The organism is Lysinibacillus sp. NPDC097162 (assembly GCF_044762185.1).
In the GTDB taxonomy this organism is placed as follows: domain Bacteria; phylum Bacillota; class Bacilli; order Bacillales_A; family Planococcaceae; genus Lysinibacillus.
This window is the reverse complement of sequence record NZ_JBIWDT010000001.1, coordinates 2,159,003-2,184,319: the sequence shown is the minus strand read 5'-3', so window position 1 is coordinate 2,184,319 and position 25,317 is coordinate 2,159,003. Positions and strand designations below refer to the sequence as shown.

Here is a 25,317-nt window from a genome sequence, read left to right as displayed (position 1 = left end):
ACTTTGGAAGTTGACATATTTGATTATTATGGCTGTGCTTGCAATTAAAAGTGCAATATTTGTGTAACCAATTCGCTTTAGCATTCTTTTCATACATGTAAGTGGATGTGGTATAATATTATTGAGAAGGAGGAGTTAACCTCCTTCACTTATTACTTGCGACGTTTACCTTTGGTTGGGGGGCGTCGCTTTTTCTTTTTGCCTTGCTTCATGTCGTAAATGTCTTTCAAGCCTGATGTGAAAGCTTTGAAAGCTGTAGCGACTAGTGCAACTGTTGCAAGGACTTTTTCTAAATCATCCACTCTTGTTCACCTCCTTTCTATACTCTTATTATATAATACCTAGCTAAAAAAGTAAATAGGTTTTTTCATTTATTTTTTATTTTTGTAAATTAATTACATTGAATTACGATAAAAAAGTCACTCAATTGAGTGACTTATTTTTTATATGCTGGATGTAATGAATAAGAATTAACAATTAACTTCAATTGATCGTAATTAAATTTTTCAAAATTTATTTTATCAATTTCGGATTTATCTATATTTATGGTTAAACCATTGTCTGTAAAAGTATTACCGTATTTATCAACGAACATAGCTTGAGCGCTAATAGTAATAGTATTAAGGTTTTCAATATCCTTAATACTTTCTAATACATCTACAATATCAGATTCTAAAGAAGAATAACTACCAGACGATTCATCTGACATAAAGCTAATTGTTACATTGTTAGAGTTATTAATTACACTGATAGCTCTTGATTTGCTCATATTATTATTTTCACCAAGAGTACCTAAAACTGCATATTCAAGCCTCTCCACAATAGGTAGGGAAGTGTCTAACGCTTTTTTACTAGCACCTTTTTTATCACCACTGTTATTTGAGTCTATTGAAGCAGCGATAATTAAAATAATAATAATTAATGCTATTAAGCCAAAACAACCAATGGCACAGCCTTTCTTTGCAGTATTGTTCATATGTATCATCCTTTCATTATAATTCCCATTTTAGGGAATTTAATGGTAGATGTACATATTAAAAATCCACTATTGATTGTCTGTATTGCTAGATGTTTTTTTAAAATCAATCAATTCACGAATGTCCTTTACCTCTAAAGCTTCAGCAATTTTACATAATGTCCTTCTCGATAAACGCTCAACTTGATTATTTGTAAGCTCAGAAATAGTACGTTGTGTAAGTCCTGTTAATTTTGAAAGTTCAATCTGTTTCATATTTTTTTTGGACAATAGTTGTTTTAATTTAACTTCGATTTCCACAAATAATCACCTCACAAAAATAAAAATTCCGTTAAACGGAATAATTTAATTCCGTTTAGCGTAAGATTTTTCTAACAGATGCGATAACACACCTTCTACCTAATTGAATATCACTCTATAAGTTCTATTTGTTACATACAAAATCCTTTAATATCAACGGCTTGAATATGGATAACGAAATAACAGAATCGAACAACTCTTACTACGTAAGAGAACCGTGAACCTAATTTTCTTAACGAAAGGATGAATGAGTGCTTTTCGAAATCTTTACAACTGGATTAATGGGGGGAATTGCTTTAAAGGCTTATTCAGAATATAAAGGGATTTCCTCAAACGAAAGTGGAAAAATTTTACGCATTATGTCACTTGCTGGATTGAATGTTCGGGATGGCAAAGGAACACTAACCACTCAATTAGTAAGTAAGAAAAAATATCAATGGGGGTGGGAATATAAATTTAGGATTCCGCTTGGTCGTAGCTATGATGATTATTTATCAAAAATGAATGTATTAGAGGATGGTTTAAATAATCGTAGAAAACATATTACAATAAACGATTTTTTTAAGTTAGAGTGGCAAGGTGATTTATTCCATAACTTAAATAAGTTGTTGCGAACAAAATTAACTGAGCAAAAGGAAATAGAGTTAAATTATGATGGGTTATTAATTATGAGGGTCTATGATAAATCGATGGCGAAAAAAGTGGATTTTATTGCAGGTGAAGGTTGGAAAGTACCCGTGGGTGTTACAAGGGCTATGAATGAGTTTAGATATCATGACTTTGAATCTATACCTCACTTACTACTTGGTGGTGCTACACGATATGGAAAAAGCAACTTTATTAATTCAATGATATGTAGCTTGCTTCAAAGTAACTCCGATAACGTAAAACTGTTTCTGATTGATTTAAAAGGCGGCGTGGAACTATGTGATTACGAAAACATTAAACAAACAGTATCAATTGCATATGAGCCAGAAGAAGCCTTACACACCTTGCAAATAGCATATAACTGTATGAGAAATATTCAGTTGGAGTTAAGGAGAAAAGGAAAAAAGAATGTGCAAGAAGGTGGCATAAAAGAACGCTATTTCATCATTGTGGATGAGGTTGGGGAATTAAATCCTTTAGAAGCGATTACGAAAGAGGAAAAACAACTAAAACAGCAATGCCAAACAATTATGTCACAAATAGCTCGTCTAGGAGCTGGACTTGGTTTTCGCCAAATCCTTGCAACTCAATATCCGACTATTGATATTATTCCTAGACAATGTAAGCAAAATTCAGATGCTAAATTATCATTTCGAGTCCAATCTGCAACAGCTTCAAGAGTAATACTTGACGAAGCGGGAGCGGAATCACTACCACTGGTAAAAGGTCGAGCTATTTATCAAACAGCAGATAAACGTGAAATTCTCCAAACACCACTAATAACCTCAGAAGAAATTCAATCCGTTATTCTTCCATTTTATTCGAGAGAGGAGAAGATTAATGAAGCCAACATTATCAAACAGGGAAGAACAGATATTGTTACTTTTAAAGAAATTTGATTTTCTTACTCGCGATCAACTAAATAGTTATTTCAAATTAGGGAAGGTTTGTAACACAAATAGAGTTTTAAGGAGTTTATCTTTCTACCTATTTAATATCAGAGAAGGTTATCAAACAATTTACTATTTGTCCAAAGAAGGAAGAGGTTATGTAGGTTGTGAAAAAGTTAGGAAAAAAGGCGGTCATGTTAAACATTTTATTATGCGCAATCAATTTTGGTTATTTTATAATTGTCCAATTGATTGGAAGAATGAAGTGAAAATTTCTAGTGGTAGTAATTCAGTAATTACAGATGCAATGTTCACTAGAAACGGTTTTCAATATTTTCTTGAAGTTGATAATCTGCAAACCATGAAAACAAATAGAGATAAAATAAATCGCTATAAAAATTTGATGCCTAGCATATTGCAACAATTTGGTTACAATCCAACTTTGGTTTGGTTAACAACCACTGAACTACGTAGGAAACAACTTGAAGAGGCTTGCGCAAGTAATGGTTTGAAATTCCAGATATACACAATGGACGATATTACGTAAGGGGGAAAGGTATGTTAATAAAAAGAACAAAAAAAACTGAGGTTGTGCCAGTTAGTGAATACACTGATTACTCAGAACGTTTTGCTGGTGATGAGAAGTATGCAACATTAAGGCATGTAGTAGTAGCAGCAGCAGTGCCAACAGTAACAGCGATTACAGCGGGATTATTTGTGTATAATAAATTTCAAAATTTATCATCTTCTGCGAATATACCTGTAAATATGCCGAACCAGCAGCCTGTATTAGAGCCAGTGATTGCACAAATACCATCTGTTATTCCTGTTAATGCAATAACTCAACAAACTGGTGTTATTGCCGATAAATCCTTAGAAATTTTAGCGACTGCTTTAGATCCGCTTATTCAAATTTTAGTTGCTATTAGTTTCCCGATAGCAAGTGTAATTATGGTCGGGGCATGTTTCTTTTTTATGTTTGGTAATAGTGAAAGGGCATGGAATACCATCATGAATGCAGGTTTAGGATATGTTTGTATACAGATGTCTCCATTATTTTTAGAAATATTAAAATCTATAGGCAAAGCTATGTAAAATGCTAGACCAAAAAGTAAACCTTAACATTAAAATAATCTTTAAAGTACTGAAAATAAAAGGTTTGTGTTATCATAAATCACGTATCTAAAGTAAATACATTATAATAAAAAATAGTAATTAAGAAACACAGTGCAATGTGAAGTTGAAAGGATGATATTTATCATGAGTAGCGAGCGACCAAAAATCGTGAGTTTCCATACACTAGGGTGTAAAGTAAATCACTATGAAACAGAGGCTATTTGGCAACTGTTTAAAGAAGATGGGTATGACCGTACGGAATTTGATCATCAAGCGGACGTTTATGTTATTAATACATGTACAGTAACAAATACGGGCGATAAAAAATCGCGACAAGTTATTCGTCGAGCTGTGCGTCAAAATCCAGATGCTGTTATTTGTGTTACAGGCTGTTATGCTCAAACGTCGCCAGCTGAAATTATGGCGATTCCTGGTGTTGATATTGTTGTAGGAACACAGGATCGTACAAAATTACTTGGCTATATCGAGCAATATCGTAACGAGCGTCAACCAATTAATGCTGTACGTAACATTATGAAAAACCGTGTATATGAAGAATTAGATGTGCCGGCATTTACAGACAGAACACGCGCATCATTAAAAATTCAAGAAGGCTGTAATAACTTCTGTACGTTTTGTATTATTCCTTGGGCGCGTGGGTTAATGCGCTCGCGTGATCCACAGGAAGTACTAAACCAAGCGCAACAATTAGTTGATGCTGGTTACCTTGAAATAGTCCTAACGGGTATTCATACAGGTGGCTATGGACAAGACTTAAAAGATTATAACCTTGCCCAGTTGTTACGTGATTTAGAGGCGAATGTAAAAGGTTTAAAACGTTTACGTATTTCTTCTATTGAAGCTAGCCAATTGACAGATGAGGTGATCGATGTTTTACGCGAGTCAAACATTGTTGTTAATCATCTACACATTCCGATTCAATCAGGTTCGGATACCGTATTAAAACGTATGCGCCGTAAATACACGATGGAATTTTTCGGAGAACGCTTAACAAAATTACATGAAGCATTGCCGAACTTAGCTGTTACTTCTGACGTTATCGTTGGTTTCCCAGGTGAGACCGAGGAAGAATTTATGGAAACGTATAACTTTATTCGTGACCATAAATTTTCAGAATTACATGTGTTCCCATTCTCTCCTCGTACAGGTACACCAGCAGCTCGAATGGAAGACCAAATCGATGAGGACATTAAAAATGAGCGCGTTCACCGCCTAATCGCTTTAAATGACCAACTTGCTAAGGAATATGCTTCTCGTTTTGAAAATGAAGTGTTAGAAGTAATTCCAGAAGAATTTGTTCACGATGGTAGTGAGGAAGAAGGCTTATTAACGGGTTATACAGACAACTACTTAAAAGTAGTTTTTGAAGGCCCAGAAAACCTTATTGGCCAACTTGTAAAGGTAAAAATTACACAAGCAGGCTACCCTCATTCTAAAGGACAGTTCGTACGCTTACTTGAAACTGTAAAATAATTGCTAAAGGATTGTCTATCTGTTGTTGATGGACAATCCTTTTTTATTGATAATATTAACCTGAACGGGCATGATAAAAATTATGACAAGTTAAAAACCATTGGGTAATGACTTAAGAAATTAGACGGAAACGTAAAAACATGTTATTATTCCAGAGAGGTACGGACAACTTATGTTAGAAGGAGCGCTTGTTAAATGAAAACAAATTATGCAAGTATGATTGATCACACATTATTAAAGGCTGAGGCTACAAAAGAACAAATTGAAAAGTTATGTGCAGAGGCCAAAGAATTTGGTTTTGCATCTGTTTGCGTAAACCCAACTTGGGTGAAATATTGCAGCGAGCTATTACAAAACTCAGACGTGTTAGTTTGTACGGTTATTGGCTTCCCATTAGGCGCTAATACACCAGCAGTAAAAGCATTTGAGGCAAAAGATGCGATTGCGAATGGTGCACAAGAAGTGGATATGGTCATCAATATTGGCGCTTTAAAAGATCAAAACTTCGAACAAGTACAAGCGGATATTTCAGCAGTAGTAGAAGCGGCAAAAGGTAGTGCAATTGTTAAAGTAATTATTGAAGCTTGCCTACTAACTGAGGAAGAAAAAGTAAAAGCATGTGAACTTTCAGTAGCAGCTGGCGCAGATTACGTGAAAACGTCAACAGGTTTCTCTACTGGTGGAGCTACAGCAGAGGACATCGCTTTAATGCGCAAAACAGTTGGACCAGAGCTAGGTGTAAAAGCTTCTGGTGGTGTTCGTAGCTTGGAAGATATGCAAAAAATGGTTGAAGCAGGTGCCACTCGCATTGGTGCAAGCTCGGGCGTAGCCATTATGAAGGGCTTAATTGCAGACTCTAATTACTAATTCCCGCGAATAACTTAATATTGCTCAATAGGAAAAATAGTGTACTCGATAATTTCTAGTATGCTATTTTTTTGTTTACAACTATTAAATCGTGTGTAAAAAACAACTACATAGTAAACGCCGTGACGCTAATTTTTTCATCAGAATAATTATTTTTCCGACCTCATATACTCGAATGATGGAATTGCCTTTAGGAAGGGAGGATTTAATGTTTACGCAATATAAGTATTGGCGACCTTTTATCAGTCCTTTTGATCCTTGTAAACCGATAGAGGTCAAAAGTTTTGCAACACCTCCACAATTGTATATAGGCTTTCAACCACCTGGTCTACCACAATTTCAGACAGCGAGGGAAGCGTTAAAGTTTGGTACACTATGGCCCGATTTTTTTAGTCCCTATCCAAATCCAGAGAGAGGTGGGGTGAAAGGTGAGTAAACAAATGCCACCAGAATTTTATCAGCTTCTCGAGGAAATTCAAGCTATTGATTTTGTTATAGTTGAATTAAATCTTTATTTAGATACTCATCCACATGATTATGCTGCAATTACACAATTTAATGAGAATACCGAAAAAAGTATGCGATTAAAAATAGATTTTGAACAAAAATTTGGCCCGCTTATGAATTTTGGAAGAAGCTATTCAAATTATCCGTTTAATTGGATCGATACGCCATGGCCCTGGCAAGTATAAATACATTTGGAGTAGGGGGAAGGATGTTTGTGGTATTATGAAAAAAAGCTCCAATATCCAGTAAAAGTTAGTACTTGTAACCCAATGCTAGCAAAGTATTTAGTAGAGCAATATGGTGGTGCTGATGGAGAGCTCGCTGCAGCACTTCGCTATATGAACCAACGTTATACAATACCAGATAAAGTAGTTGGCCTGTTAACGGATATAGCAACGGAAGAGTTTTCTCATCTCGAAATGATTGCAACAATGATTTATAAGCTAACGAAAGATGCAACCCCTCAGCAAATTAAAGAAGCAGGACTTGCTGATCACTATGTTAACCATGATAAAGCGCTGTTTTATCAAAATGCATCGGGTGTACCATTTACTGCATCCTATATACAGGCAAAAGGGGATCCAATTGCTGATTTATACGAGGATATTGCGGCGGAAGAAAAAGCACGTGCCACATACCAATGGATTATTGACTTATCGGATGACCCAGATTTAAATGATAGTTTGATTTTTTTGAGAGAACGAGAAATTATTCATTCACAACGTTTTAGAGAGGCTGTAGAAATTTTAATAGAGGATGGCAATACAAAGAAGATATTTTAACCAATATACTGCTTATTAATCGTTATCGAAGTTTGACCTTTTTTTGTTCAAACTGTATGAAAGTTTTTGTGATGACGGTGAGATATCGATATGTCCCTCTCTCTAACGAAATTACAAAAAAATTTTAGGTACAAAATCTCCGTTTACGGTAGATTATTCTGCGCCAGCTCTATTCTTCATACACAATAACTATTCTTATTGTTATCTGAAGAACCGATTAAAATACGGTTAAAATGGATTTGAAAAATTCTCTTCGTGATTTCGAATACTTTCTATTGACCGTTTTAAGACAATACGGTATAATTTTTTAGTACACAACAGTTGGTTATTAGCCTAATTGTATTGTGTATTGACGTGTGTTCGGAGGGAGGGAAAGAGAGATGTCAAAAACTGTCGTTCGCAAAAACGAATCGCTTGAAGATGCTCTTCGCCGCTTCAAACGTACTGTATCAAAAAGTGGTACAATTCAAGAAGTTAGAAAGCGCGAGTTCTACGAAAAACCTAGCGTTAAACGTAAAAAGAAATCAGAAGCTGCACGTAAACGTAAGTGGTAATTTAATTTCCCATTAAAAATCCCTACGTTCAAAACACGCAATTGTATGATTCACTGAGCAGACAATGATATACCTGGAATTAGTTGCAATTGCGATTAATTCCAGGTATTTTGCATGATGCTCTTTTTGCGGTACATATTCGAAAAAGCCGAATGAAATCACTATAGATTTCATTCGGCTTTTTTTATTTACAAAGAAAAACAATAACTTTGATAATCGACTGAAGGGAAAAAACAAACATCATACTGTATAATAAAAATAAACTCTATTTTGTGAAACTTTTTACAAGGTCAGTCGTATATAGAGTAGAGAAGCATGTTAGAAGGGAGGGAAAAAGATGCGGAAAAGGAGAATCCTTAGCTATATCATCGTCATTTGGATGACTGTTATGGTAGCGTTTCCATTGACTACAGCATTCGCAAGTAGCAAGGTTTACCACGTACCGATTCACGATGAAGTTGAACGTGGACTACACGCATTTTTAGAACGAGCTTTTAAAGAGGCAGAAGAAAACTATGCAGAAGCGATTGTACTGGATATACATACGCCCGGCGGTTTTGTCAATGCAGCAAGTGATATCGCCATGCTTATGGATGCCACTACGATACGCACTATTGCTTTTATTAACAAAGATGCCCATTCAGCCGGTGCCTTTTTAGCCTTACATGCAGATGAAATTTATATGGTCCCTAATGGAACAATTGGGGCAGCAGCAGTAATCGATTCTGCTGGCAATGCAGCAGATAATAAAGCTCATAGCGCGTGGCTAGCTCAAATGCAGGCTGCTGCCGAAACATCTGGTCGTGACCCGAAATATGCATTAGCAATGGCAGATTCGACAATTGATTTGCCAGAATTTCGAGCTGGAGGCAATAATCTATTAACGTTATCTGCTTCAGAGGCTGAAAAGGTAAAATATTCTGAAGGTACGGTTGCTAATTTTCAAGAACTTTTGGAAAAGACAGGTTTAAAGGGCAGTGATATTGTACCAATTGAGCCAACCTTTGCAGAAAAAATTGCTCGTTTTATTACGAATCCACTTATCGTGCCGATTTTATTGTCTGTTGCAAGTTTAGGGCTAGTGTTGGAGTTGTATTCGCCTGGGTTCGGTGTTCCAGGTATAATGGGGTTATCAGCCCTGGGATTATTTTTCTTCGGTCATATGGTGGCAGGCTTTGCAGGCTATGAAACATTGTTAATTTTCATTGCAGGTTTAGCTTTAGTCATTGCAGAATTTTTTGTCCCCGGAGGCATTGTTGGTATTTTAGGTGGCGTGCTTATATTACTTAGCTTGCTGCTGGCAGGTGCAAACATGATGCAAATGGTCATGGCGATTTTTATTGCGCTTGTAGTAGCCATAATAGGAATGGTGATTCTGATGAAATTTTTCGGAAAAAAAATGCATGTTTTAAACAAGTTAGTGCTAATGGATGCTACTACAACGGAAGAGGGCTATGTGTCTAACGTTAATCGCACTGAGTTGTTAGGGAAAGTGGGAATAACGCTAACACCACTTCGCCCAGCTGGCACAATTCGATTTGTGAGTGAACGAATTGACGTTGTGTCAGAAGGTGGCTACGTTGATGTAGGTAAGAATGTAGAAGTAATTAAAGTAGAAGGCTCACGCATTGTCGTGAGACAAACAGAAAAAGAGATGGAGGAATAACAACATGGGATTTGATTTAGCTTTAATTGGTCCAATAGTCGGGCTAGTCCTATTATTTATTGTCGTCGCTGTATTCTTTACTTTTGTACCAGTGGCGTTGTGGATTTCCGCACTTGCTGCAGGTGTCCGCGTTAGTATTTTCACATTAATCGGGATGCGCTTACGTCGTGTAATTCCATCACGTATCGTCAATCCGTTAATCAAAGCACATAAAGCAGGCTTACCAGTGACGATTAACCAATTAGAAAGTCACTATTTAGCAGGTGGTAATGTAGACCGTGTCGTAAATGCGCTGATTGCTGCTCACCGTGCTAATATTGAACTAACGTTTGAACGTTGTGCTGCAATTGACCTTGCAGGGCGTGATGTATTAGAAGCGGTACAAATGTCTGTTAACCCAAAAGTAATTGAAACACCATTTATTGCAGGTGTTGCAATGAACGGGATTGAAGTAAAAGCGAAGGCACGTATAACTGTACGTGCAAACATCGAACGTTTAGTCGGTGGTGCAGGTGAGGAAACAGTTATTGCCCGTGTAGGTGAAGGTATCGTTTCGACAATCGGTAGTGCATCAAGCCATACAACAGTCCTTGAAAATCCAGATATGATTTCTCAAACTGTATTATCTAAAGGCTTAGACTCTGGTACAGCATTCGAAATCTTATCCATTGACATTGCGGATGTGGATATCGGTAAAAATATCGGTGCAGAATTACAAATTGAACAAGCGCAAGCAGATAAAAACATTGCCCAAGCGAAAGCGGAAGAACGTCGTGCAATGGCTGTAGCAAATGAGCAAGAAATGATTGCCCGCGTTCAAGAAATGAAGGCGAAAGTAGTAGAAGCAGAAGCAGAAGTACCACAAGCGATGGCAGAAGCTTTACGTTCTGGTAACCTTGGTATTATGGACTATATGAATTACCGTAATATACAAGCAGATACGGCTATGCGTGACTCCATTTCAAAAGTAAGTACAGATAAATCAGACCCAAATGAACCGAAAGTATAAATAACGGAAAGGAGCGAGTGCTAACAAATGGAACAACTTATTATAATTGCAATTATTGCCATAGTCAGCTCTCTTTTCGGAAAATCTAAAAATAAAAAAGAACAAAAACCAATGCCCCCTTTCAATAAAACTGCTCCATCGCAACCTTCCACTCAAATGGAAGTAGATGAGCCAAAGCATCGTCGTCCAACTGCTAAAAAGCAAAGCTTTGAAGACTTTGCCCGTGGTTTTATAGGGGAACTAAAAGCGGAATTTACGACAGAAGACGACACAGTAAAACGTCTGGAACCAGTGCGAGAAAAAGTGAAGGAACATATGCCTAGCTATGTTGCCCCACCGCTTATTCCAACTGAGCAATCGAGTCGTAAAACCGATCGTCCTAGTCTTGGGCGTATGGCTGCTGGGAAAAAAGACATCTCAGTTGCAACCACAAATAATGGATTTCAGCTACCGAATTCTCAAAAAGCATTGGTGCAAGCAGTGGTGATGGCCGAAATTTTAGGCCCACCAAAAGCAAAACGAAAATAACTAGCATGTCCTCCTTTTTTGGCGCATATATTGCCGAAGAAGGAGGCATTTTTTTATGAAAAAATTATTTCAATTAACGCCACTACTTGAATTAACACAGTATGAAACATTAAAAATTATAGGCCCTTATCGCTTTTTACATGCTGACGCTACATCGTGCTCGTTTATTTATGCTGATTATCATATTATCGTGCGTGGAAAATCGGTTGCAATAAATGCAATAAAGGAAGAAATGCTCCATCTTTCAGTAGAGGATTTACAAGAATTACATGTAAAAATGACTAAAGATATGGGTGTGAGCAAGAATGTGGAATAATCGACCAATTATAATACGTATAAAGCGCCATGAAAATGTTCATCCTTTTATTCAAGCATTACATGCGCAACAAGTACCTTTAAAGCGTGTTGTCTTTCGAGATCAAGAAGTTACATTTGAAACGAATATGGGTTATTTGCCAAAAATTCGCCGTATACGTAGTCGGTATCGGCTAAAAATGACTGTTCATTATGCAGATGAGCTTCAAGTTTTTCGGGCACAACTTTGGACACTACTCGGACTGTTTGTCATGGTTTTAATACCATTGCTTTGTGCGCAAGTAATTTGGCGCGTTGATATTGAAGCGGCTACACCAGAGTTACAGCAACAAATTGAGAAAACGTTTCAAGAAACTTTTCAGTTAGAAACACCGATGACTAAAAAAGTATTACCTTCTGATGCTGTAATTCGGCAGAGTCTGTTAGAAAAACATCGCGATCTAGCGTGGGTGCATATCGAAAAACACGGTGGTCGTATTACGCTAAGACCACAGGAATCTCCAAAAACTAAAGAATTGACAACCGAAAAACTTGCAACACATTTAATTGCTACTAAAAGCGGTGTCATAACAAACTTTAACATTCAACATGGTGAACGGAAAATTTCTGTCAATGATACAGCTTATGAAGGTGACGTCCTCGTAAGTGGTGTAATTGACAGTGGTGACGATCATGTCTTTGTTGGGGCAAAGGGAGAGGTTTTTGCGGACTACTGGCTTGAATGTACATTTAAAATTCCAACAAAGCTAACAATTGAATCTATGCAACAAAAGCAGTGGCGAGTAGTAGTAAAGGGTATTCATAAAGAAGCGGTTGATTATGTACAAAAGAAAGACTTACCAAATTGGCTAGATCCTTATGTTTCGATAGTGGAAGAACAGCAAACAAAAACGGTGGAAATTAAATTAGACGAATCAAAAATAGATACTTTGTTAATGCCACTACTACATGAAAAAATGCTTCAATCACTCCCTGCAAAAACAGTTATTAAAAAAGAAAACCTTTTACAGGCGAAGTGGGGGAATGGTACAGTTGAAGGGAAAGTTCTATTTTTAGTCAACGAAAACATTGCAAGTCCAATACAAGGGCCACAAGGAGAATGATTATGTCAGAACATTTAACTGTATTACAAGTGGATAATCCAAATGAAGCGGTGATGCTGCTAGGTATTTCCGATGCTAATATGAAATTAATTGAAGAGGCTCTTCATGTCCATATCATTACACGCGGTGAGCAAATCCAGCTTACAGGTGAAGAAGAGGCAAAAGAACAGGCAACATATCTTCTACACGCATTATTAAAAGTTATTCGCAAAGGAATTAATATTGATCAGCGTGATGTAGCAACGGCAATTGAAATGACACAAAAAGGAACAATTGAATATTTTGCAGAACTTTATGATGAAGAAATTGCACGCACGACAAAAGGGAAACCGATACGTGCAAAAACAATAGGTCAACGAGAATACATACAAGCGATTCGTCACAAAGACGTTGTTTTTGGTATTGGTCCAGCCGGTACCGGAAAAACGTATTTAGCGGTAGTAATGGCTACGCAAGCACTTAAAAATGGGCATGTAAAGCGTATTATTTTAACACGTCCTGCAGTGGAGGCAGGAGAGTCTCTAGGCTTCCTTCCAGGTGATTTAAAGGAAAAGGTTGATCCATATTTACGACCGCTCTACGATGCGTTAAACGATATTTATGGCACGGAACAAACGCAACGCCTAATTGAGCGAGGAACGATTGAAATCGCGCCTTTAGCCTATATGCGTGGACGTACATTAGATGATGCCTTTGTCATTTTAGATGAGGCACAAAATACAACACATATGCAAATGAAAATGTTTTTAACACGTCTAGGCTTTGGTTCAAAAATGGTTATTACGGGAGATAAAACGCAAATTGACCTTCCGAAAAATACAGAATCTGGATTAATAGTTGCTGAACGCACATTAAAATATGTCAATTCAATACATTTCCAAATTCTAGAACAAGGCGATGTAGTCCGCCATCCAGTCGTAGCAAAAATCATTAAAGCTTATGAGGATCAACAGCTTTAAAATAACCGCCTAAGGCGGTTATTTTAAAGTCTGTACCGAAAGCGAAGCGACAGCTACAACGGAAGTTGATTGGAGCGGAGGGTGGTCGACTCCTGCGGGAACAGCACAAAATGTAAGCCGCAACAGACGGCGCGACAGCGACGGTTGTGGCTTACGATGTGCCCGCGGAAAGCGCCCGCCCGCAGTGGAAATCAACTACCATAGTCTTCTTTATATATAGGTTGAAGCTGATAACTTTTGAAATTATTAGAAGAACGATATTGTGCTTAATTTTAAGCTTAGTCATTCTATAATAGAAACTAATATTGGTTGATTGCAGCGGAGGGTGGTCGACTCCTGCGGGAACAGCACAAAATGTAAGCCGCAACGGACGGCGCGACAGTGACGGTTGTGGCTTACGATGTGCCCGCGGAAAGCGCCCGCAGCGGAAATCAACTGCCATAGTCATCTTTATATATAGGGTGAAATAGGTTGAAGCTGATAACTTTTGGAATTATTGGAAGAATGATATTATGCTTAATTTTAAGCTTAGTCATTCTATAATAGAAACTAATACTGGTTGATTGCAGCGGAGGGTGGGCGACTCCTGCGGGAACAGCACAAAATGTAAGCCGCAATAGGCGGCGCGACAGCGATGGTTGTGGCTTACGATGTGCCCGCGGAAAGCGCCCGCCCGCAGCGGAAATCAACTGCAATAGTCATCTTTATATAGGTTGAAGCTGATAACTTTTGAAATTATTGGAAGAACGATATTGTGCTTAATTTTAAGCTTAGTCATCTGTAATAGAAACTAATACTGATTGATTGGAGCGGAGGGTGGTCGACTCCTGCGGGAACAGCACAAAATGTAAGCCGTAACAGACGGCGCGACTGCGACGGTTGCGGCTTACGATGTGCCCGCGGAAAGCGCCCGCCCGCATCGGAAATCAACTGCAATAACCTATACCAAAAATGAAGTGACAAATTCAGCGCTTTAAGTATGTTAAAGGCGTTAATAGGATAAAAATGTGACGGCTATACAAATACGTATAGCTGTTTTTTTGCTTTCTTATACATTTTTCGGGAAAAATGTTTTTTGAATTGGTATGATAGAAGATAGATAGAGGAGGTGCCGAATGGAGAAACAACTTCAAAAAATTACGGAGCTTATTGGGTTTCGCTACTTTTTGATTGTCGTTCTCATCCTTACAGGGGCATTACAGTTTGCATTTATGTATGGCAATGTAAAGGGTGTTACATACGATTTTAAACCATTGCAACTTGCATCAGAAACAGTAAGATCAACGAAAACGATTGAAGATACAGTTAAGACTCAGCAGGAACGAGAAAAGGCTGCCAATGCAGTTACGCCCGTTTATCAATTTTCAGAAGACGTTGCAACACAACGTGTAGCGATCGTGACGTCTTTATTTGATTATGTGCTTGAAGTAAAAAAGGCTGTTGATAGCAATAAAGATCCCGATGCAGAAGTAGACCAAGTGGCAAAGCTCCGCAAAAAGTTAGAATCTATTGATGTTGATCAAATGCCTGTCATTTTTACAGATGCACAGCTTGAAGGCTTATTACAACAAAGTGAAACAGATTTAAAGCGAACAAGCGTACAACTTTCAAAACTTGTACAAGAATATTTACAAAAATCAATTCGTAAAGAAAATGTGTTAGCTGCTCAAAATGATTTTGAAACAAAAATTCGTGGACAGCGTGGCTATCCTGATAAGATTTTAAACACAGTCATCTTAATTGGACGTGCAAGTATTGTTGAAACCGAAACAATCAATGAGGAACAAACAAAAGTTAGAATAGAGCAAGCTAAGGAAGCAGTTGAACCAACGCGTATACTCCAAGGTCAAATTATTGTACAGGAAGGTCAGATTATTGATAATGAAACATTTAGGCAATTAGAGCTACTTGGAATGGTGAGTAATAAAGCATCAATGAAGCCGATTGCAGGGTTGATTATTTTAACTTTCCTTCAACTGATATTCATGTATATATTATTTGATCGCTGGGAAATAGAAGAACCCAAAAAGCGCAATGCATTGCTCGTCACGGTTATTGTGTATAGTTTTTCAATTCTTCTAATGAAGTTTATAAGCTTAGTGGCAGATGGATTTGATGTGACGGTTGCATTTTTATTCCCAACTGCACTAGCTACAATGCTTGTCCGACTGTTAGCAGATGATCGAGCGGCGGTATTAATTACCGTTATGACGGCTGCTTCAGCAGGGGTTATTTTCCAAGAAGGGTATTCATCTGTGATGCAGATGGAAATTACCTTGTATATTATCTTTGGTGGTTTTGCGAGTTTATTCTTTATGCGCAGTGTAGAAAAGCGCTCACATATTTTACAGGCTGTTGCTGTTATATCACTAGTAAATATGGGCTTTATCGCATTTTATTTATTGATGACACAATCATCGTACGGACTGTCTGAACTGCTATTTTATTTTATAGCCGCCATATTATCGGCACTTTTATCAGGTGCACTTACAATGGGGCTATTACCATTTTTTGAGTCGGCATTTAGTTTACTATCGACATTGCGTTTAATCGAGCTGTCCAATCCGAATCATCCGTTGTTGAAAAAACTACTAATGGAAACACCTGGCACATATCATCATAGTGTAATGGTGGCAAATTTAGCTGAAGCTGCATGCGAAGCTATTGGGGCAGACGGATTACTAGCAAGAGTCGGCTGTTATTATCATGATATTGGCAAGACAAAGCGTCCAGCTTTCTTTATTGAAAATCAAATGTCAGGTATAAATCCACACGATTCAATGCCGCCGGAAACTAGTGCAGAAATAATTATTGCACATACTACTGATGGAGCTGACATGCTAAGACGTTATAAAATGCCTCAAGAAATCATTGATATAGCTCTACAACATCATGGGACAAGCCTACTTAAATTTTTCCTTTACAAAGCAAAGGAAGATGGAAAAGTAATTGATGAGGCAAAGTTCCGTTACCCAGGACCGAAACCACAAACGAAAGAAGCTGCCGTCATAAGTGTTGCAGACAGTGTGGAAGCAGCGGTTCGTTCAATGAAGGAACCAAATGCTGAGAAAATTCACAAGCTCGTGCGTGCTATTATTGATGATCGTGTACAGGACCATCAGTTTGATGAATGCGATATTTCGATAAAAGAGTTAAAATGTATAGAGCAAGTACTTTGTGAGACGTTAAATGGGATTTTCCATTCACGTATTGAATATCCAAAGGCAGATAAGTAGGAGGCACTAATGATTTTAACGATTGATTTTACAGATGAAACAAATGAAGTAACTGCACAACATATGGAGCTCGTGGAGAAGCTTTTACAACATGCTGCAAAAGTAGAAAAGATTGAACCTGAAACAGAAGTATCAGTAACCTTTGTGACAAACGAAGCTATTCAAGAAATTAATAGAGACTATCGCGGTAAAGATCAACCAACGGATGTTATTTCATTCGCCTTAGAAGAATTAGGTGAAGGTGAAATGGAAGTAACATTTGAAGGAATGCCACGTATTTTAGGTGATATTATCATTTCAACAGATCGCACAAAGGAGCAAGCTGAGGAATATGGACATTCATTTGAGCGAGAATTGGGCTTTTTAGCTGTCCATGGCTTCTTGCACTTATTAGGTTATGACCATATGGTACCAGAGGATGAAAAGGTGATGTTCGGTAAGCAAGAGGAGATTTTACAATCTTATGGCTTAGGACGTGACTAAATGGACTTACGCAAATATTTACGTTCGTTTGGATATGCTTTTGAAGGGATAATCACAGCATGTAAAGAGCAAAATTTTCAATCACATTTGCTTAGTGCGGGCATTGTTTTAATTGCTGGTTATTTCACAGGTTTATCACGAGTAGAATGGTTTATTGTGCTATTATTAATAGCACTGATGTTTGCGCTTGAAATGATGAATACCGCTATTGAACGAGTTGTAGACTTAGCTTCAACAGACATTCACCCACTTGCTAAGCAAGCAAAAGATATTGCAGCAGGTGCGGTGCTTGTATTTGCGGTATTCAGTGCTATAATCGGTTTACTAATCTTTATACCAAAATGGTTTTAACTTGTTTTTAGCAAAAGTCCATCACCTTTAAAAGTGGGGAATGAATGCCAATTGTGCACTAAATTTAGTGAGAGTTTAAACTTTGGCTATATAAAGGTGAGGAGAATGTCACAGATTTTAGAGTGGCTTCGAGTGAACTCGAAAAAATCTGGACAGAATTACGCGTTAACGTAATTCATTAAAGAATGCCTAGTTAATAAAGGCATATATGATTTTTATGTAGAGGAGAATTAGCATAGATGAAAATGGATATGCATGCGTTACTAGAAGAATCTAAAAAAGCACGCGAGAAGGCATATGTGCCTTATTCAAAATTTAAAGTGGGCGCTGCGCTTTTAACAAAAAATGGGGATGTCATCCATGGCTGTAATATTGAAAATGCAGGTTATAGTATGACGAATTGTGCAGAGCGTACGGCGTTTTTCAAAGCAGTCTCAGAAGGTGTTTATGATTTTGAAGCGATTGCTATTGTAGCTGATACGGATGGCCCTTGTGCCCCTTGTGGTGCGTGTCGCCAAGTAATGATGGAATTTTGTGAGCCATCTATGCCTGTATATTTAACAAATTTAAATGGTGATGTCACGGTAACGTCAGTTGGCGAGTTACTACCGTTTGCATTTACAACGGAGGATTTAGAGAATGCTGGAAAATAATACTGGCTATAAGTCAGGCTTTATCTCAATTATTGGACGACCAAATGTCGGGAAGTCTACCTTTTTAAACAGAGTCATTGGTCAAAAAATTGCCATTATGAGCGATAAGCCACAAACAACACGAAATAAAGTACAAGGCGTACTAACATCAGACGATAGCCAAATGATCTTTATTGATACACCAGGTATCCATAAGCCAAAACATAAGCTAGGCGATTTCATGTTAAAAGTATCGAAAAATACATTACGTGAAGTAGACGTTATTATGTTTATGGTAAACGCTGAGCAAAAGCTTGGTAAAGGTGACGAGTTTATTTTAGAAATGCTTGAAGGCAATCCAACACCTGTATTTTTAGTAATTAATAAAATCGATCAAATTCACCCAGATGAAGTAATGAGTATTATCGACAGCTATAAGGAGCGTTATGACTTTGCAGAAATAGTGCCAATCTCAGCACTTCAAGGTAATAATGTTGAAAACTTACTGGCTACTTTAACAAAATATTTACCCGAAGGTCCACAATATTATCCTGCCGATCAAGTAACAGACCACCCAGAACGCTTTATTATTTCAGAGTTGATTCGTGAAAAAGTGTTACACTTAACGCGTGAGGAAATACCACATTCTATAGCGGTAGTCATTGATAAAATTCGTCGTGATGAAGAAACAGAAGGTAAAATCCGTGTAGCGGCGACAATTATTGTAGAACGTGATTCTCAAAAAGGTATTGTTATAGGTAAACATGGTGCACTACTGAAAGAAGTAGGTATCCGTGCTCGTAAAGATATAGAAATGCTACTTGGATCTAAAGTGTATTTAGAGCTTTGGGTAAAAGTGCAAAAAGATTGGCGTAATAAATCGACGCATCTTCGTGATTTTGGATTCCGCGATGATGAATATTAATTTTCTCCGCGTGGCTTAATTGCTTAGTTGAGATTATAAAATTCTTCAATTTCTGAAGTGGACAAAGCGTCAGCTGAAGGGATGCTTTTAGCTATAGAGGAAATAGTAAAAAGAGCTGTCCAAATACTGTTTGGAGAGCTCTATTTTCTTTGAAAACTTGCAGGAAGGAGGGGGATTGATGCTTTATAAATGGGAAGGTATTGTGCTAAAGGTTCGTGCATACGGAGAATCAAATAAAATTGTGACGCTACTAACGAGAGAAGCTGGTAAAGTGGCAACAATGGCGCGAGGTGCGAAAAAGCCTTCGAGCAGATTATCTGCGGTGACACAGCCGTTTACATATGGGATGTTTATGGTACAGCATCATACCGGTATGGGCACATTGCAACAAGGAGAGCATCTAAATTCAATGCGTCATATACGTGAGGATATTGTAGCAACTGCCTATGCAAGCTATATAATGGAATTAATCGAACGTGTTGTGGAAGAAGGGAAGGCTGAGCCTTTTGCATTTGAAGTACTTCTACAAGCATTACAAGCAATTGAAGATGGCTATGATCCGGAAGCCATTACACTTTTTGTAGAGTGGAAGATGCTGCCCTACACAGGTGTACAACCAATACTCCATGCTTGTGCATCATGCGGAGCAGTTGATGGGGAATTTGCCTTTTCCTTTGCACAAGGGGGCTTCCTATGTCATCGTTGTTATCAGCACGATCCATATATTATTCGACTAACACCAACACAGTTAAAGCTGATTCGCATGTTTTATACAGTTCCAATCGATCAAATTGGCAAACTAGAATTAAAAAAAGAAACAAAATATTTCATTAAAAAAATTATTACAACCATTTATGAGGAACAAACCGGTATCCGCTTTAAGACAAAGAAATTCATAGAGCAATTAGAAAGAACACCTGAATTACAGTTAAGACCAACTACAGACAAAACAGAAATGCCAGAGGACAACTAATATATGTCCTCTGGCATTTTTTAAAATTCTAATGTATTAATAGTCATCGGAATCATCGTATAAATCGTAATAAGTAGCCCATTTATCTGCAATTTTCATAAACTCAACATTTAAATATGCAGTTTCTCCATTTTTTCCAGTTACGTGTAACACGGCATTGCCTTCTGCTAATGGCGTTACAATCAATTTATTGCCATCAATTACTGCTTTGACTGGTACTTTGTGTGTTGGATCAGAGCTATCATCTAAATCTTCTAATGCAACTTGCACAGGCTCAAAAGTAAAGTAATCGCTTGTAAATGTTAATTCATTTGTAATTTCGTAAAGGTCAATATTACGTACAAAATCATACGTATACACATCAGCCGCCATTGTTTGTTGTTGTGCACCATTTGTAAAAGTTAATAAGTATTGTCCATCTTTAAATATGGATAATGTTGCGATGTTATCTTTAGTATCGAATGCAAAGGAATCTGAAGATAGCGCTTGTCCATCAGCTGTTTGAATACTTACTTCTGTTGGTGTGAACGTTAAATCCGTTTCATTTAGATTAAGAGGTAGATTTTCTAAATAATCTCCTTCATTTACTTCTTCTAGCGTAGCTTGCAGCTTACCATTTACAGATTTCACATGAACTAAGAAAAAGATATCTGTAAATTCCTCTGTATCTTCGTTAAAACCAGTGATAACTAATTTACCAGTGCCTTCTTTTAATGGCTTGATTGTAATGGTATTTGTTATCTCTTGTTCGTCATCCCAAGTGAAAATATCTTCCGCTGGTTCTATCCCGCCATATGATGCAAAAATAAAATCTTGATTATAATGATCTGCATGAATCATCGCATTATTTTGAGTGTTTTCAGCGCGCACTACAAAAGAGGCTAGTTGAGAACGTTTTACATAGCTTTGAGGTCCAAAGGTAGTAGGCGTCGTACCTTTTGTAATGTTATTAGCAAATAATGTTTGAATATACGGCTCATATTCACTGCCAGCCTTTACATCTGTAAAAGGTGTATCAATATCGTCAGTGATTGTTAAATCGAAGCCTTTTACAAGCATTTTGGATAGTTGACCACGTGTAATTTGTTTTGTCGGATTAAAATAACCATTAGAGCCACTAATTATCCCTGCCTCTGCAAGAGCAGCGATTGCACCATAGTTTTCGTTATCAGGGGTAATATCCTTAAAGTGAGGATTTTTTACATGAACAGTATCTAGATGTAAAATGCCTGCTAAAATTTTAGCTGCCTGTGTACGAGTAATAAAATTCGCGGGTTTGAACGTGCCATCAGGATAACCAGAAATTATACCACGCTCGGCTAAGTTAATAATTGCTTTGCCTTCCTCTGTAGATGGATTAATATCGGGAAATAACGAAGCGGCATTAGCTGCTGGGGGGGCTATAACAATAGCACTTGTTGCTAAAGTTGCGGCCAAAGCCATTTGATAAAAACGATGAGTATTCAATTTGTTTCCTCCAATGAATAGATATACATTTATAGCGTTTTTCTTTTTAGTAAGAATCCTTCCTATGAACAGTTTCAAACTTCCGGACGATTGATTGTGAATGGTTGGTATTACTATGTATTGTTAAAAAAACGTACTTTAACATAAAAGATTAACTATAATAATATATTTATATCAAATTGTTGAAGGTGAGAATAGAGGGAATATTATCCACTATAAAATGGAAATTATGTGGTGTACATTGATATGAAATCTTCTCATTATTAGGAAAAAAAGATTAGTAGAACATCCACTGTATGAATTAGTGAGAAAAAATTTGTTTTTTTAGCTATATGTTACATTAATAAAAAAATAGTTATTTTTTGTAATTATAAACTTTTGATTTTATAGCATTAGGTCAAATGAAGTGAAGTTTAATGGGATGAAATACTGAAGTTTACATAATTTATGAAACTAAAGAACTATTTTTTAAATAGTTTATAATATATACATAGTATTAACTAATCATTTCAATCCCATATACTAGTTGAAAAGGCATTTTAACCTATGATATTGTAAAGATAAAGAAAATATATATTAGTTATTTTTGTATAATTATACTAATTAATTACTTGGAAAACTAGTTTGTATTATTTAATTTAACACATATATATGAAAACCGTGCCTCTATCAGCAAAACGTACAATAGTGCGTTATTAGATTAATGCAGTCCTATGGAAAAGGGAGGGAGGTCACATAATGCTGTAAAGACGCGTGTGTGGCTGAATAAATGCTAAGAAAAGTGATATTAAGTATTGACGAAGTAGAAGCGAACGATATTTTAGCAGAAGATATTTTTTCCGAGTATCGCCTATTAGCTAAAAAAGATTTAGTGCTAACTGAGAGAATTATTGCATTACTTAAACTGAGAAAAGTAGAAGAATTATCAGTTTTTTTATCTTCAGATTCAGTAAGGGTTGTACATGATTTAAGTTTACAGCGTACAAGAGAGTATGAGGATGTATTTGCACCGCTTTTAGAACAAAAAGAGGAAATAGATGAATATAAAGTAGCAGTCAACAATCTATTTATGACAACATTAGAAAGTGTTGTGCACGAATTACGTTATGGTCAAATTTTAAAAAGTACTCAAGACACAGCATATGTCAGAGGCGTGTTTGAGCGAATTTTAGAAAAAAAACATCGCTACGATTTACTAATACGTTTAAGAGAATGGGATGAATACTCGTTTGTCCATTCATTTGATGCCTTTGTACTGGGAACTATTTTTGCGCGGCAATTAGGCTTAACGGACATAGAGATGCTAGCACGTGGTTATTTATTTCATGATATTGGAAAAGTATTTATTCCACAAGAGATACTAAGTTTAAAAAGAAAGCTGTCAGAAGATGAATTTGATATTGTCAAAACACATACAACAAAAGGCTATGACCTACTTCTAGAAAATGGTGAAGCGGATATCGCTTATTTAGCACGTGATCACCACGAACGGTTCGCGGGAAAAGGGTATCCTAATCAACTATGTGCAGATAAGATGAGTGATGGCGTTCAACTATTACAAATTATTGATGTCTATTCGGCGATGACCTCAAAGCGTGTATATCATTCGGGATATAACGCAACAGATGCTTTAGCTGTATTATATCGGGATCGACATTTATATAATGAAAAGTTTATGCATAAATTTGTAGAGTGTCTTGGCATTTATCCTGTAAACTCAGTTGTGTTATTATCTGATAATCGTAGTGCACAAGTAGAGCTTGTCTATGATTTATTTCCAACGTTACCGAAAGTAAAATTATTAGATGAGCAAACGTCCATGAATTTACCCCTGAATTATAGTATAAAGATTGTTAAAATGATTGATTATCGTGCAAATAGTTTTGAAGAAATTTTCAACTTATTTATCGAACAGTTGATACGAAATGATGAAAATACTTTAAAAGTATATTTCAATAAATTAATCGATCATTTACATCCAAAAGAAATAGTTTTAAAAATCTTTCTACCTGCCTATCGTATTCTACGGCTACTAACTCGAGAAATTCAAACAGATATGAAGAAATTTAAAAATTCCATTCATATATTAAAGAAACTATTGGAAGAGCAATTAAGTGTTTTGTACATGGATTATCAGCATGAGCAAACAACAATTCTAGTTGTTGAAACTTCTATGCGTGAGAACTTTTTTATCAAACTTGTTCAGAGTATTTTGTATATTGATAAAATTGTACCGTTCTTTATTAATCCTGGCGACGATCAACGTATTACACAACTGATGGAGCATTGCGGGGTCAATGTTGCCTACTTTATCGAGGAGGAACTGACAATAGACAAAAGAGTTCGCCCTATGCGTGAAGGCACATTTTTATATTATTCTTTAAGTGATATTGAGGAACTATTAGTAAACTTAGTTGGAATGAGTATGAAAAAGTTTTTATTTGAGGAAAAAATGCAGGAGCGTTTATTTATATCGTTAAAAGCATAGAACATGGCCAAATCAAAACTTGATTTGGTTTTTATTTTTGCATCTATAAAAAGGGATTGTTTGTTTAGTATTGAAAATAATAAGTATATGAAGCTAGTTTTAGGAGGGCGTAATAGTGGTTATTGATTATGTAATAGAATTAAATGAACATAATATTTCTCAAAGTGGTTGCTTTTGTCAACGTAGTAAAACGAATGCTACTGGATACATAAATAAAAATAAATGGCTTCTTGAACGATTTCACGAAGGTTTAAAGTATATAAAAATAATGGAGAATAATAAGCAGGCAGGATTTATTGAATATACACCAATTGAGTCATCTTCAAGAGTTGTGTTTGGTGAAAACTATATGGTGATTCATTGTTTATGGGTAGGTATTACGGGAAAGGGCTATGCCTCTAAATTGATTAATAAGTGTCTATTAGATGCTAAGGAACAAAATAAGGCAGGGGTAATTGTTATCACAAACCCAGATACTTCTTGGACTCCAAGTAAGCATATTTTTTTAAAGCATAATTTCAAAGAAATAGCTCACGCGCCATATGGCTTTGAGTTGTTAGTTTGTAAATTTGGAAATGCGCCTGATCCATATTTTCCGAATGATTGGGATGAGAGGCTATCTTCCTTTCAAGAGTTAACGATTTTCCGTACTCCTCAATGCCCATTTGTAGATATTGCAACGGACAATGTTGTGGAGGGCGCAAAAAAACTTGGCATTCAGGCACAATTAATTGATTTGCAAAATAGGGAAGAATTGTTGAGATTTTCTCCAACACCATATGGTATCTATGGAGTCGTCTATAAAGGTAAATTAATAGCTTTTCACAGACTTACTGTCCATTCAGCGATGAAACGTTTAAAAGAGTTACGTACATTTTAGCAGTGAGATTGTAGATGAAAATAATAAATCAGGACGCAATTACGCAGAGAGAAGTCCATGAATCACTGGTGTGACGAAAGAAATCGCCGATAAGAGTCCGCGAATCGCCGGTAAACCTAGAGAAACAGCCGATAAAAGTCCATGAATCGCTGGTGAGACAGAAGAAAT

At 36.7% G+C, this 25,317-nt stretch carries 27 protein-coding genes; 23 read left to right on the top strand and 4 right to left on the bottom strand.

Annotated elements, in window-relative coordinates:
* Positions 1–152: 152 nt before the first annotated feature.
* The 3 genes from ACIQXW_RS11135 to ACIQXW_RS11125 all read right to left on the bottom strand — a co-directional run bounded on the left by ACIQXW_RS11135 (position 153) and on the right by ACIQXW_RS11125 (position 1,276).
* Positions 153–302, bottom strand: coding sequence for a hypothetical protein (locus tag ACIQXW_RS11135; protein ID WP_402762019.1), 150 nt, complete (start codon positions 300–302; stop codon positions 153–155).
* A 134-nt stretch (positions 303–436) separates the two neighbouring features.
* Positions 437–976 carry a hypothetical protein gene (locus ACIQXW_RS11130; RefSeq protein WP_402762016.1) on the bottom strand — a complete coding sequence of 180 codons (540 nt, stop codon included), beginning with the start codon at positions 974–976 and terminating at the stop codon, positions 437–439.
* 69 nt (positions 977–1,045) lie between these two features.
* Positions 1,046–1,276: a helix-turn-helix domain-containing protein gene (locus ACIQXW_RS11125; RefSeq protein ID WP_402762013.1), complete on the bottom strand. Its 231-nt coding sequence runs from the start codon at positions 1,274–1,276 to the stop codon at positions 1,046–1,048.
* 251 nt (positions 1,277–1,527) lie between these two features.
* Here ACIQXW_RS11125 and ACIQXW_RS11120 point away from each other — a divergent pair, with 251 nt between their 5' ends.
* The 21 genes from ACIQXW_RS11120 (at position 1,528) to recO (ending at position 20,314) form a co-directional block, all read left to right on the top strand.
* The gene (locus ACIQXW_RS11120; protein WP_402762010.1) at positions 1,528–2,823 is read left to right on the top strand and encodes an FtsK/SpoIIIE domain-containing protein; all 1,296 of its coding nucleotides are present in this window, start codon (positions 1,528–1,530) and stop codon (positions 2,821–2,823) included.
* Positions 2,765–3,361, top strand: a complete 597-nt coding sequence (locus ACIQXW_RS11115; protein WP_402762007.1) for a replication-relaxation family protein — start codon at positions 2,765–2,767, stop codon at positions 3,359–3,361. The genes ACIQXW_RS11120 and ACIQXW_RS11115 overlap by 59 nt, the downstream gene beginning before the upstream one ends.
* Positions 3,362–3,372: 11 nt before the next feature.
* Positions 3,373–3,909 carry a hypothetical protein gene (locus ACIQXW_RS11110; protein WP_402762004.1) on the top strand — a complete coding sequence of 179 codons (537 nt, stop codon included), beginning with the start codon at positions 3,373–3,375 and terminating at the stop codon, positions 3,907–3,909.
* Between the two features lie 165 nt (positions 3,910–4,074).
* Entirely contained in the window at positions 4,075–5,424 is a 1,350-nt protein-coding gene (gene mtaB, locus ACIQXW_RS11105) for a tRNA (N(6)-L-threonylcarbamoyladenosine(37)-C(2))-methylthiotransferase MtaB (RefSeq protein ID WP_402762001.1), read from the top strand.
* 195 nt (positions 5,425–5,619) lie between these two features.
* Positions 5,620–6,291, top strand: coding sequence for a deoxyribose-phosphate aldolase (gene deoC / locus ACIQXW_RS11100; RefSeq protein ID WP_401017827.1), 672 nt, complete (start codon positions 5,620–5,622; stop codon positions 6,289–6,291).
* A 208-nt stretch (positions 6,292–6,499) separates the two neighbouring features.
* Positions 6,500–6,727, top strand: coding sequence for a spore coat associated protein CotJA (locus ACIQXW_RS11095; RefSeq protein WP_340823613.1), 228 nt, complete (start codon positions 6,500–6,502; stop codon positions 6,725–6,727).
* On the top strand, positions 6,720–6,983 hold the full coding sequence (locus tag ACIQXW_RS11090; RefSeq protein ID WP_340823615.1) for a spore coat protein CotJB: 264 nt from the start codon (positions 6,720–6,722) through the stop codon (positions 6,981–6,983). The genes ACIQXW_RS11095 and ACIQXW_RS11090 overlap by 8 nt, the downstream gene beginning before the upstream one ends.
* 27 nt (positions 6,984–7,010) lie before the next feature.
* The gene (locus ACIQXW_RS11085; protein ID WP_340823617.1) at positions 7,011–7,580 is read left to right on the top strand and encodes a manganese catalase family protein; all 570 of its coding nucleotides are present in this window, start codon (positions 7,011–7,013) and stop codon (positions 7,578–7,580) included.
* A 380-nt stretch (positions 7,581–7,960) separates the two neighbouring features.
* Complete coding sequence (gene rpsU, locus ACIQXW_RS11080) at positions 7,961–8,134, top strand: 30S ribosomal protein S21 (RefSeq protein WP_004227078.1); 174 nt, start codon at positions 7,961–7,963, stop codon at positions 8,132–8,134.
* Between the two features lie 337 nt (positions 8,135–8,471).
* Positions 8,472–9,800, top strand: coding sequence for an NfeD family protein (locus ACIQXW_RS11075; RefSeq protein WP_402761996.1), 1,329 nt, complete (start codon positions 8,472–8,474; stop codon positions 9,798–9,800).
* A 4-nt stretch (positions 9,801–9,804) separates the two neighbouring features.
* The gene (gene floA / locus ACIQXW_RS11070) at positions 9,805–10,809 is read left to right on the top strand and encodes a flotillin-like protein FloA (protein ID WP_340823620.1); all 1,005 of its coding nucleotides are present in this window, start codon (positions 9,805–9,807) and stop codon (positions 10,807–10,809) included.
* Positions 10,810–10,836: 27 nt separating this feature from the next.
* The gene (locus ACIQXW_RS11065) at positions 10,837–11,337 is read left to right on the top strand and encodes a hypothetical protein (protein WP_401017824.1); all 501 of its coding nucleotides are present in this window, start codon (positions 10,837–10,839) and stop codon (positions 11,335–11,337) included.
* 55 nt (positions 11,338–11,392) lie between these two features.
* A complete protein-coding gene (locus tag ACIQXW_RS11060) occupies positions 11,393–11,653 on the top strand; it encodes a hypothetical protein (protein WP_401010553.1) in 261 nt (86 codons plus the stop codon).
* Entirely contained in the window at positions 11,643–12,755 is a 1,113-nt protein-coding gene (locus tag ACIQXW_RS11055; RefSeq protein ID WP_340823623.1) for a sporulation protein YqfD, read from the top strand. Before ACIQXW_RS11060 ends, ACIQXW_RS11055 begins: the two co-directional genes overlap by 11 nt.
* Positions 12,756–12,757: 2 nt before the next feature.
* Positions 12,758–13,714: a PhoH family protein gene (locus ACIQXW_RS11050; protein ID WP_172772085.1), complete on the top strand. Its 957-nt coding sequence runs from the start codon at positions 12,758–12,760 to the stop codon at positions 13,712–13,714.
* A gap of 1,115 nt (positions 13,715–14,829) precedes the next feature.
* Complete coding sequence (locus tag ACIQXW_RS11045; protein ID WP_402761991.1) at positions 14,830–16,950, top strand: HD family phosphohydrolase; 2,121 nt, start codon at positions 14,830–14,832, stop codon at positions 16,948–16,950.
* 9 nt (positions 16,951–16,959) lie between these two features.
* Positions 16,960–17,433, top strand: coding sequence for an rRNA maturation RNase YbeY (gene ybeY, locus ACIQXW_RS11040; protein ID WP_340823626.1), 474 nt, complete (start codon positions 16,960–16,962; stop codon positions 17,431–17,433).
* A complete protein-coding gene (locus ACIQXW_RS11035; protein WP_340823627.1) occupies positions 17,434–17,784 on the top strand; it encodes a diacylglycerol kinase family protein in 351 nt (116 codons plus the stop codon). It abuts the gene before it with no gap.
* Between the two features lie 239 nt (positions 17,785–18,023).
* On the top strand, positions 18,024–18,437 hold the full coding sequence (locus ACIQXW_RS11030; RefSeq protein ID WP_340823628.1) for a cytidine deaminase: 414 nt from the start codon (positions 18,024–18,026) through the stop codon (positions 18,435–18,437).
* A complete protein-coding gene (era, locus tag ACIQXW_RS11025; RefSeq protein ID WP_401017818.1) occupies positions 18,424–19,341 on the top strand; it encodes a GTPase Era in 918 nt (305 codons plus the stop codon). The genes ACIQXW_RS11030 and era overlap by 14 nt, the downstream gene beginning before the upstream one ends.
* Positions 19,342–19,519: 178 nt before the next feature.
* Positions 19,520–20,314 (top strand): DNA repair protein RecO, encoded by a 795-nt coding sequence (recO, locus tag ACIQXW_RS11020; protein WP_340823630.1) that lies wholly within the window; start codon positions 19,520–19,522, stop codon positions 20,312–20,314.
* Positions 20,315–20,350: 36 nt separating this feature from the next.
* On the opposite strand, the gene ACIQXW_RS11015 is transcribed toward recO, so the two are convergent.
* Entirely contained in the window at positions 20,351–21,781 is a 1,431-nt protein-coding gene (locus ACIQXW_RS11015; protein WP_402761986.1) for an S-layer homology domain-containing protein, read from the bottom strand.
* 769 nt (positions 21,782–22,550) lie between these two features.
* On the opposite strand from ACIQXW_RS11015, the gene ACIQXW_RS11010 reads away from it, so the two are divergent.
* Both ACIQXW_RS11010 and ACIQXW_RS11005 read left to right on the top strand, forming a co-directional pair.
* Complete coding sequence (locus ACIQXW_RS11010; protein WP_402761983.1) at positions 22,551–24,269, top strand: HD-GYP domain-containing protein; 1,719 nt, start codon at positions 22,551–22,553, stop codon at positions 24,267–24,269.
* Positions 24,270–24,384: 115 nt separating this feature from the next.
* Positions 24,385–25,149 carry a GNAT family N-acetyltransferase gene (locus ACIQXW_RS11005; protein ID WP_402761981.1) on the top strand — a complete coding sequence of 255 codons (765 nt, stop codon included), beginning with the start codon at positions 24,385–24,387 and terminating at the stop codon, positions 25,147–25,149.
* Positions 25,150–25,317: the final 168 nt, after the last annotated feature.

Coding starts and splice junctions, on each gene's coding strand:
- ACIQXW_RS11045 (WP_402761991.1), top strand. CDS start 14,830: ATGGAGAAACAACTTCAAAAAATTACGGAGCTTATTGGGTTTCGCTAC.
- ybeY (WP_340823626.1), top strand. CDS start 16,960: ATGATTTTAACGATTGATTTTACAGATGAAACAAATGAAGTAACTGCA.
- deoC (WP_401017827.1), top strand. CDS start 5,620: ATGAAAACAAATTATGCAAGTATGATTGATCACACATTATTAAAGGCT.
- ACIQXW_RS11030 (WP_340823628.1), top strand. CDS start 18,024: ATGAAAATGGATATGCATGCGTTACTAGAAGAATCTAAAAAAGCACGC.
- ACIQXW_RS11115 (WP_402762007.1), top strand. CDS start 2,765: ATGAAGCCAACATTATCAAACAGGGAAGAACAGATATTGTTACTTTTA.
- ACIQXW_RS11060 (WP_401010553.1), top strand. CDS start 11,393: ATGAAAAAATTATTTCAATTAACGCCACTACTTGAATTAACACAGTAT.
- mtaB (WP_402762001.1), top strand. CDS start 4,075: ATGAGTAGCGAGCGACCAAAAATCGTGAGTTTCCATACACTAGGGTGT.
- rpsU (WP_004227078.1), top strand. CDS start 7,961: ATGTCAAAAACTGTCGTTCGCAAAAACGAATCGCTTGAAGATGCTCTT.
- ACIQXW_RS11035 (WP_340823627.1), top strand. CDS start 17,434: ATGGACTTACGCAAATATTTACGTTCGTTTGGATATGCTTTTGAAGGG.
- ACIQXW_RS11055 (WP_340823623.1), top strand. CDS start 11,643: ATGTGGAATAATCGACCAATTATAATACGTATAAAGCGCCATGAAAAT.
- ACIQXW_RS11130 (WP_402762016.1), bottom strand. CDS start 976: ATGAACAATACTGCAAAGAAAGGCTGTGCCATTGGTTGTTTTGGCTTA.
- floA (WP_340823620.1), top strand. CDS start 9,805: ATGGGATTTGATTTAGCTTTAATTGGTCCAATAGTCGGGCTAGTCCTA.
- ACIQXW_RS11050 (WP_172772085.1), top strand. CDS start 12,758: ATGTCAGAACATTTAACTGTATTACAAGTGGATAATCCAAATGAAGCG.
- recO (WP_340823630.1), top strand. CDS start 19,520: ATGCTTTATAAATGGGAAGGTATTGTGCTAAAGGTTCGTGCATACGGA.
- ACIQXW_RS11010 (WP_402761983.1), top strand. CDS start 22,551: ATGCTAAGAAAAGTGATATTAAGTATTGACGAAGTAGAAGCGAACGAT.
- ACIQXW_RS11110 (WP_402762004.1), top strand. CDS start 3,373: ATGTTAATAAAAAGAACAAAAAAAACTGAGGTTGTGCCAGTTAGTGAA.
- era (WP_401017818.1), top strand. CDS start 18,424: ATGCTGGAAAATAATACTGGCTATAAGTCAGGCTTTATCTCAATTATT.
- ACIQXW_RS11075 (WP_402761996.1), top strand. CDS start 8,472: ATGCGGAAAAGGAGAATCCTTAGCTATATCATCGTCATTTGGATGACT.
- ACIQXW_RS11095 (WP_340823613.1), top strand. CDS start 6,500: ATGTTTACGCAATATAAGTATTGGCGACCTTTTATCAGTCCTTTTGAT.
- ACIQXW_RS11065 (WP_401017824.1), top strand. CDS start 10,837: ATGGAACAACTTATTATAATTGCAATTATTGCCATAGTCAGCTCTCTT.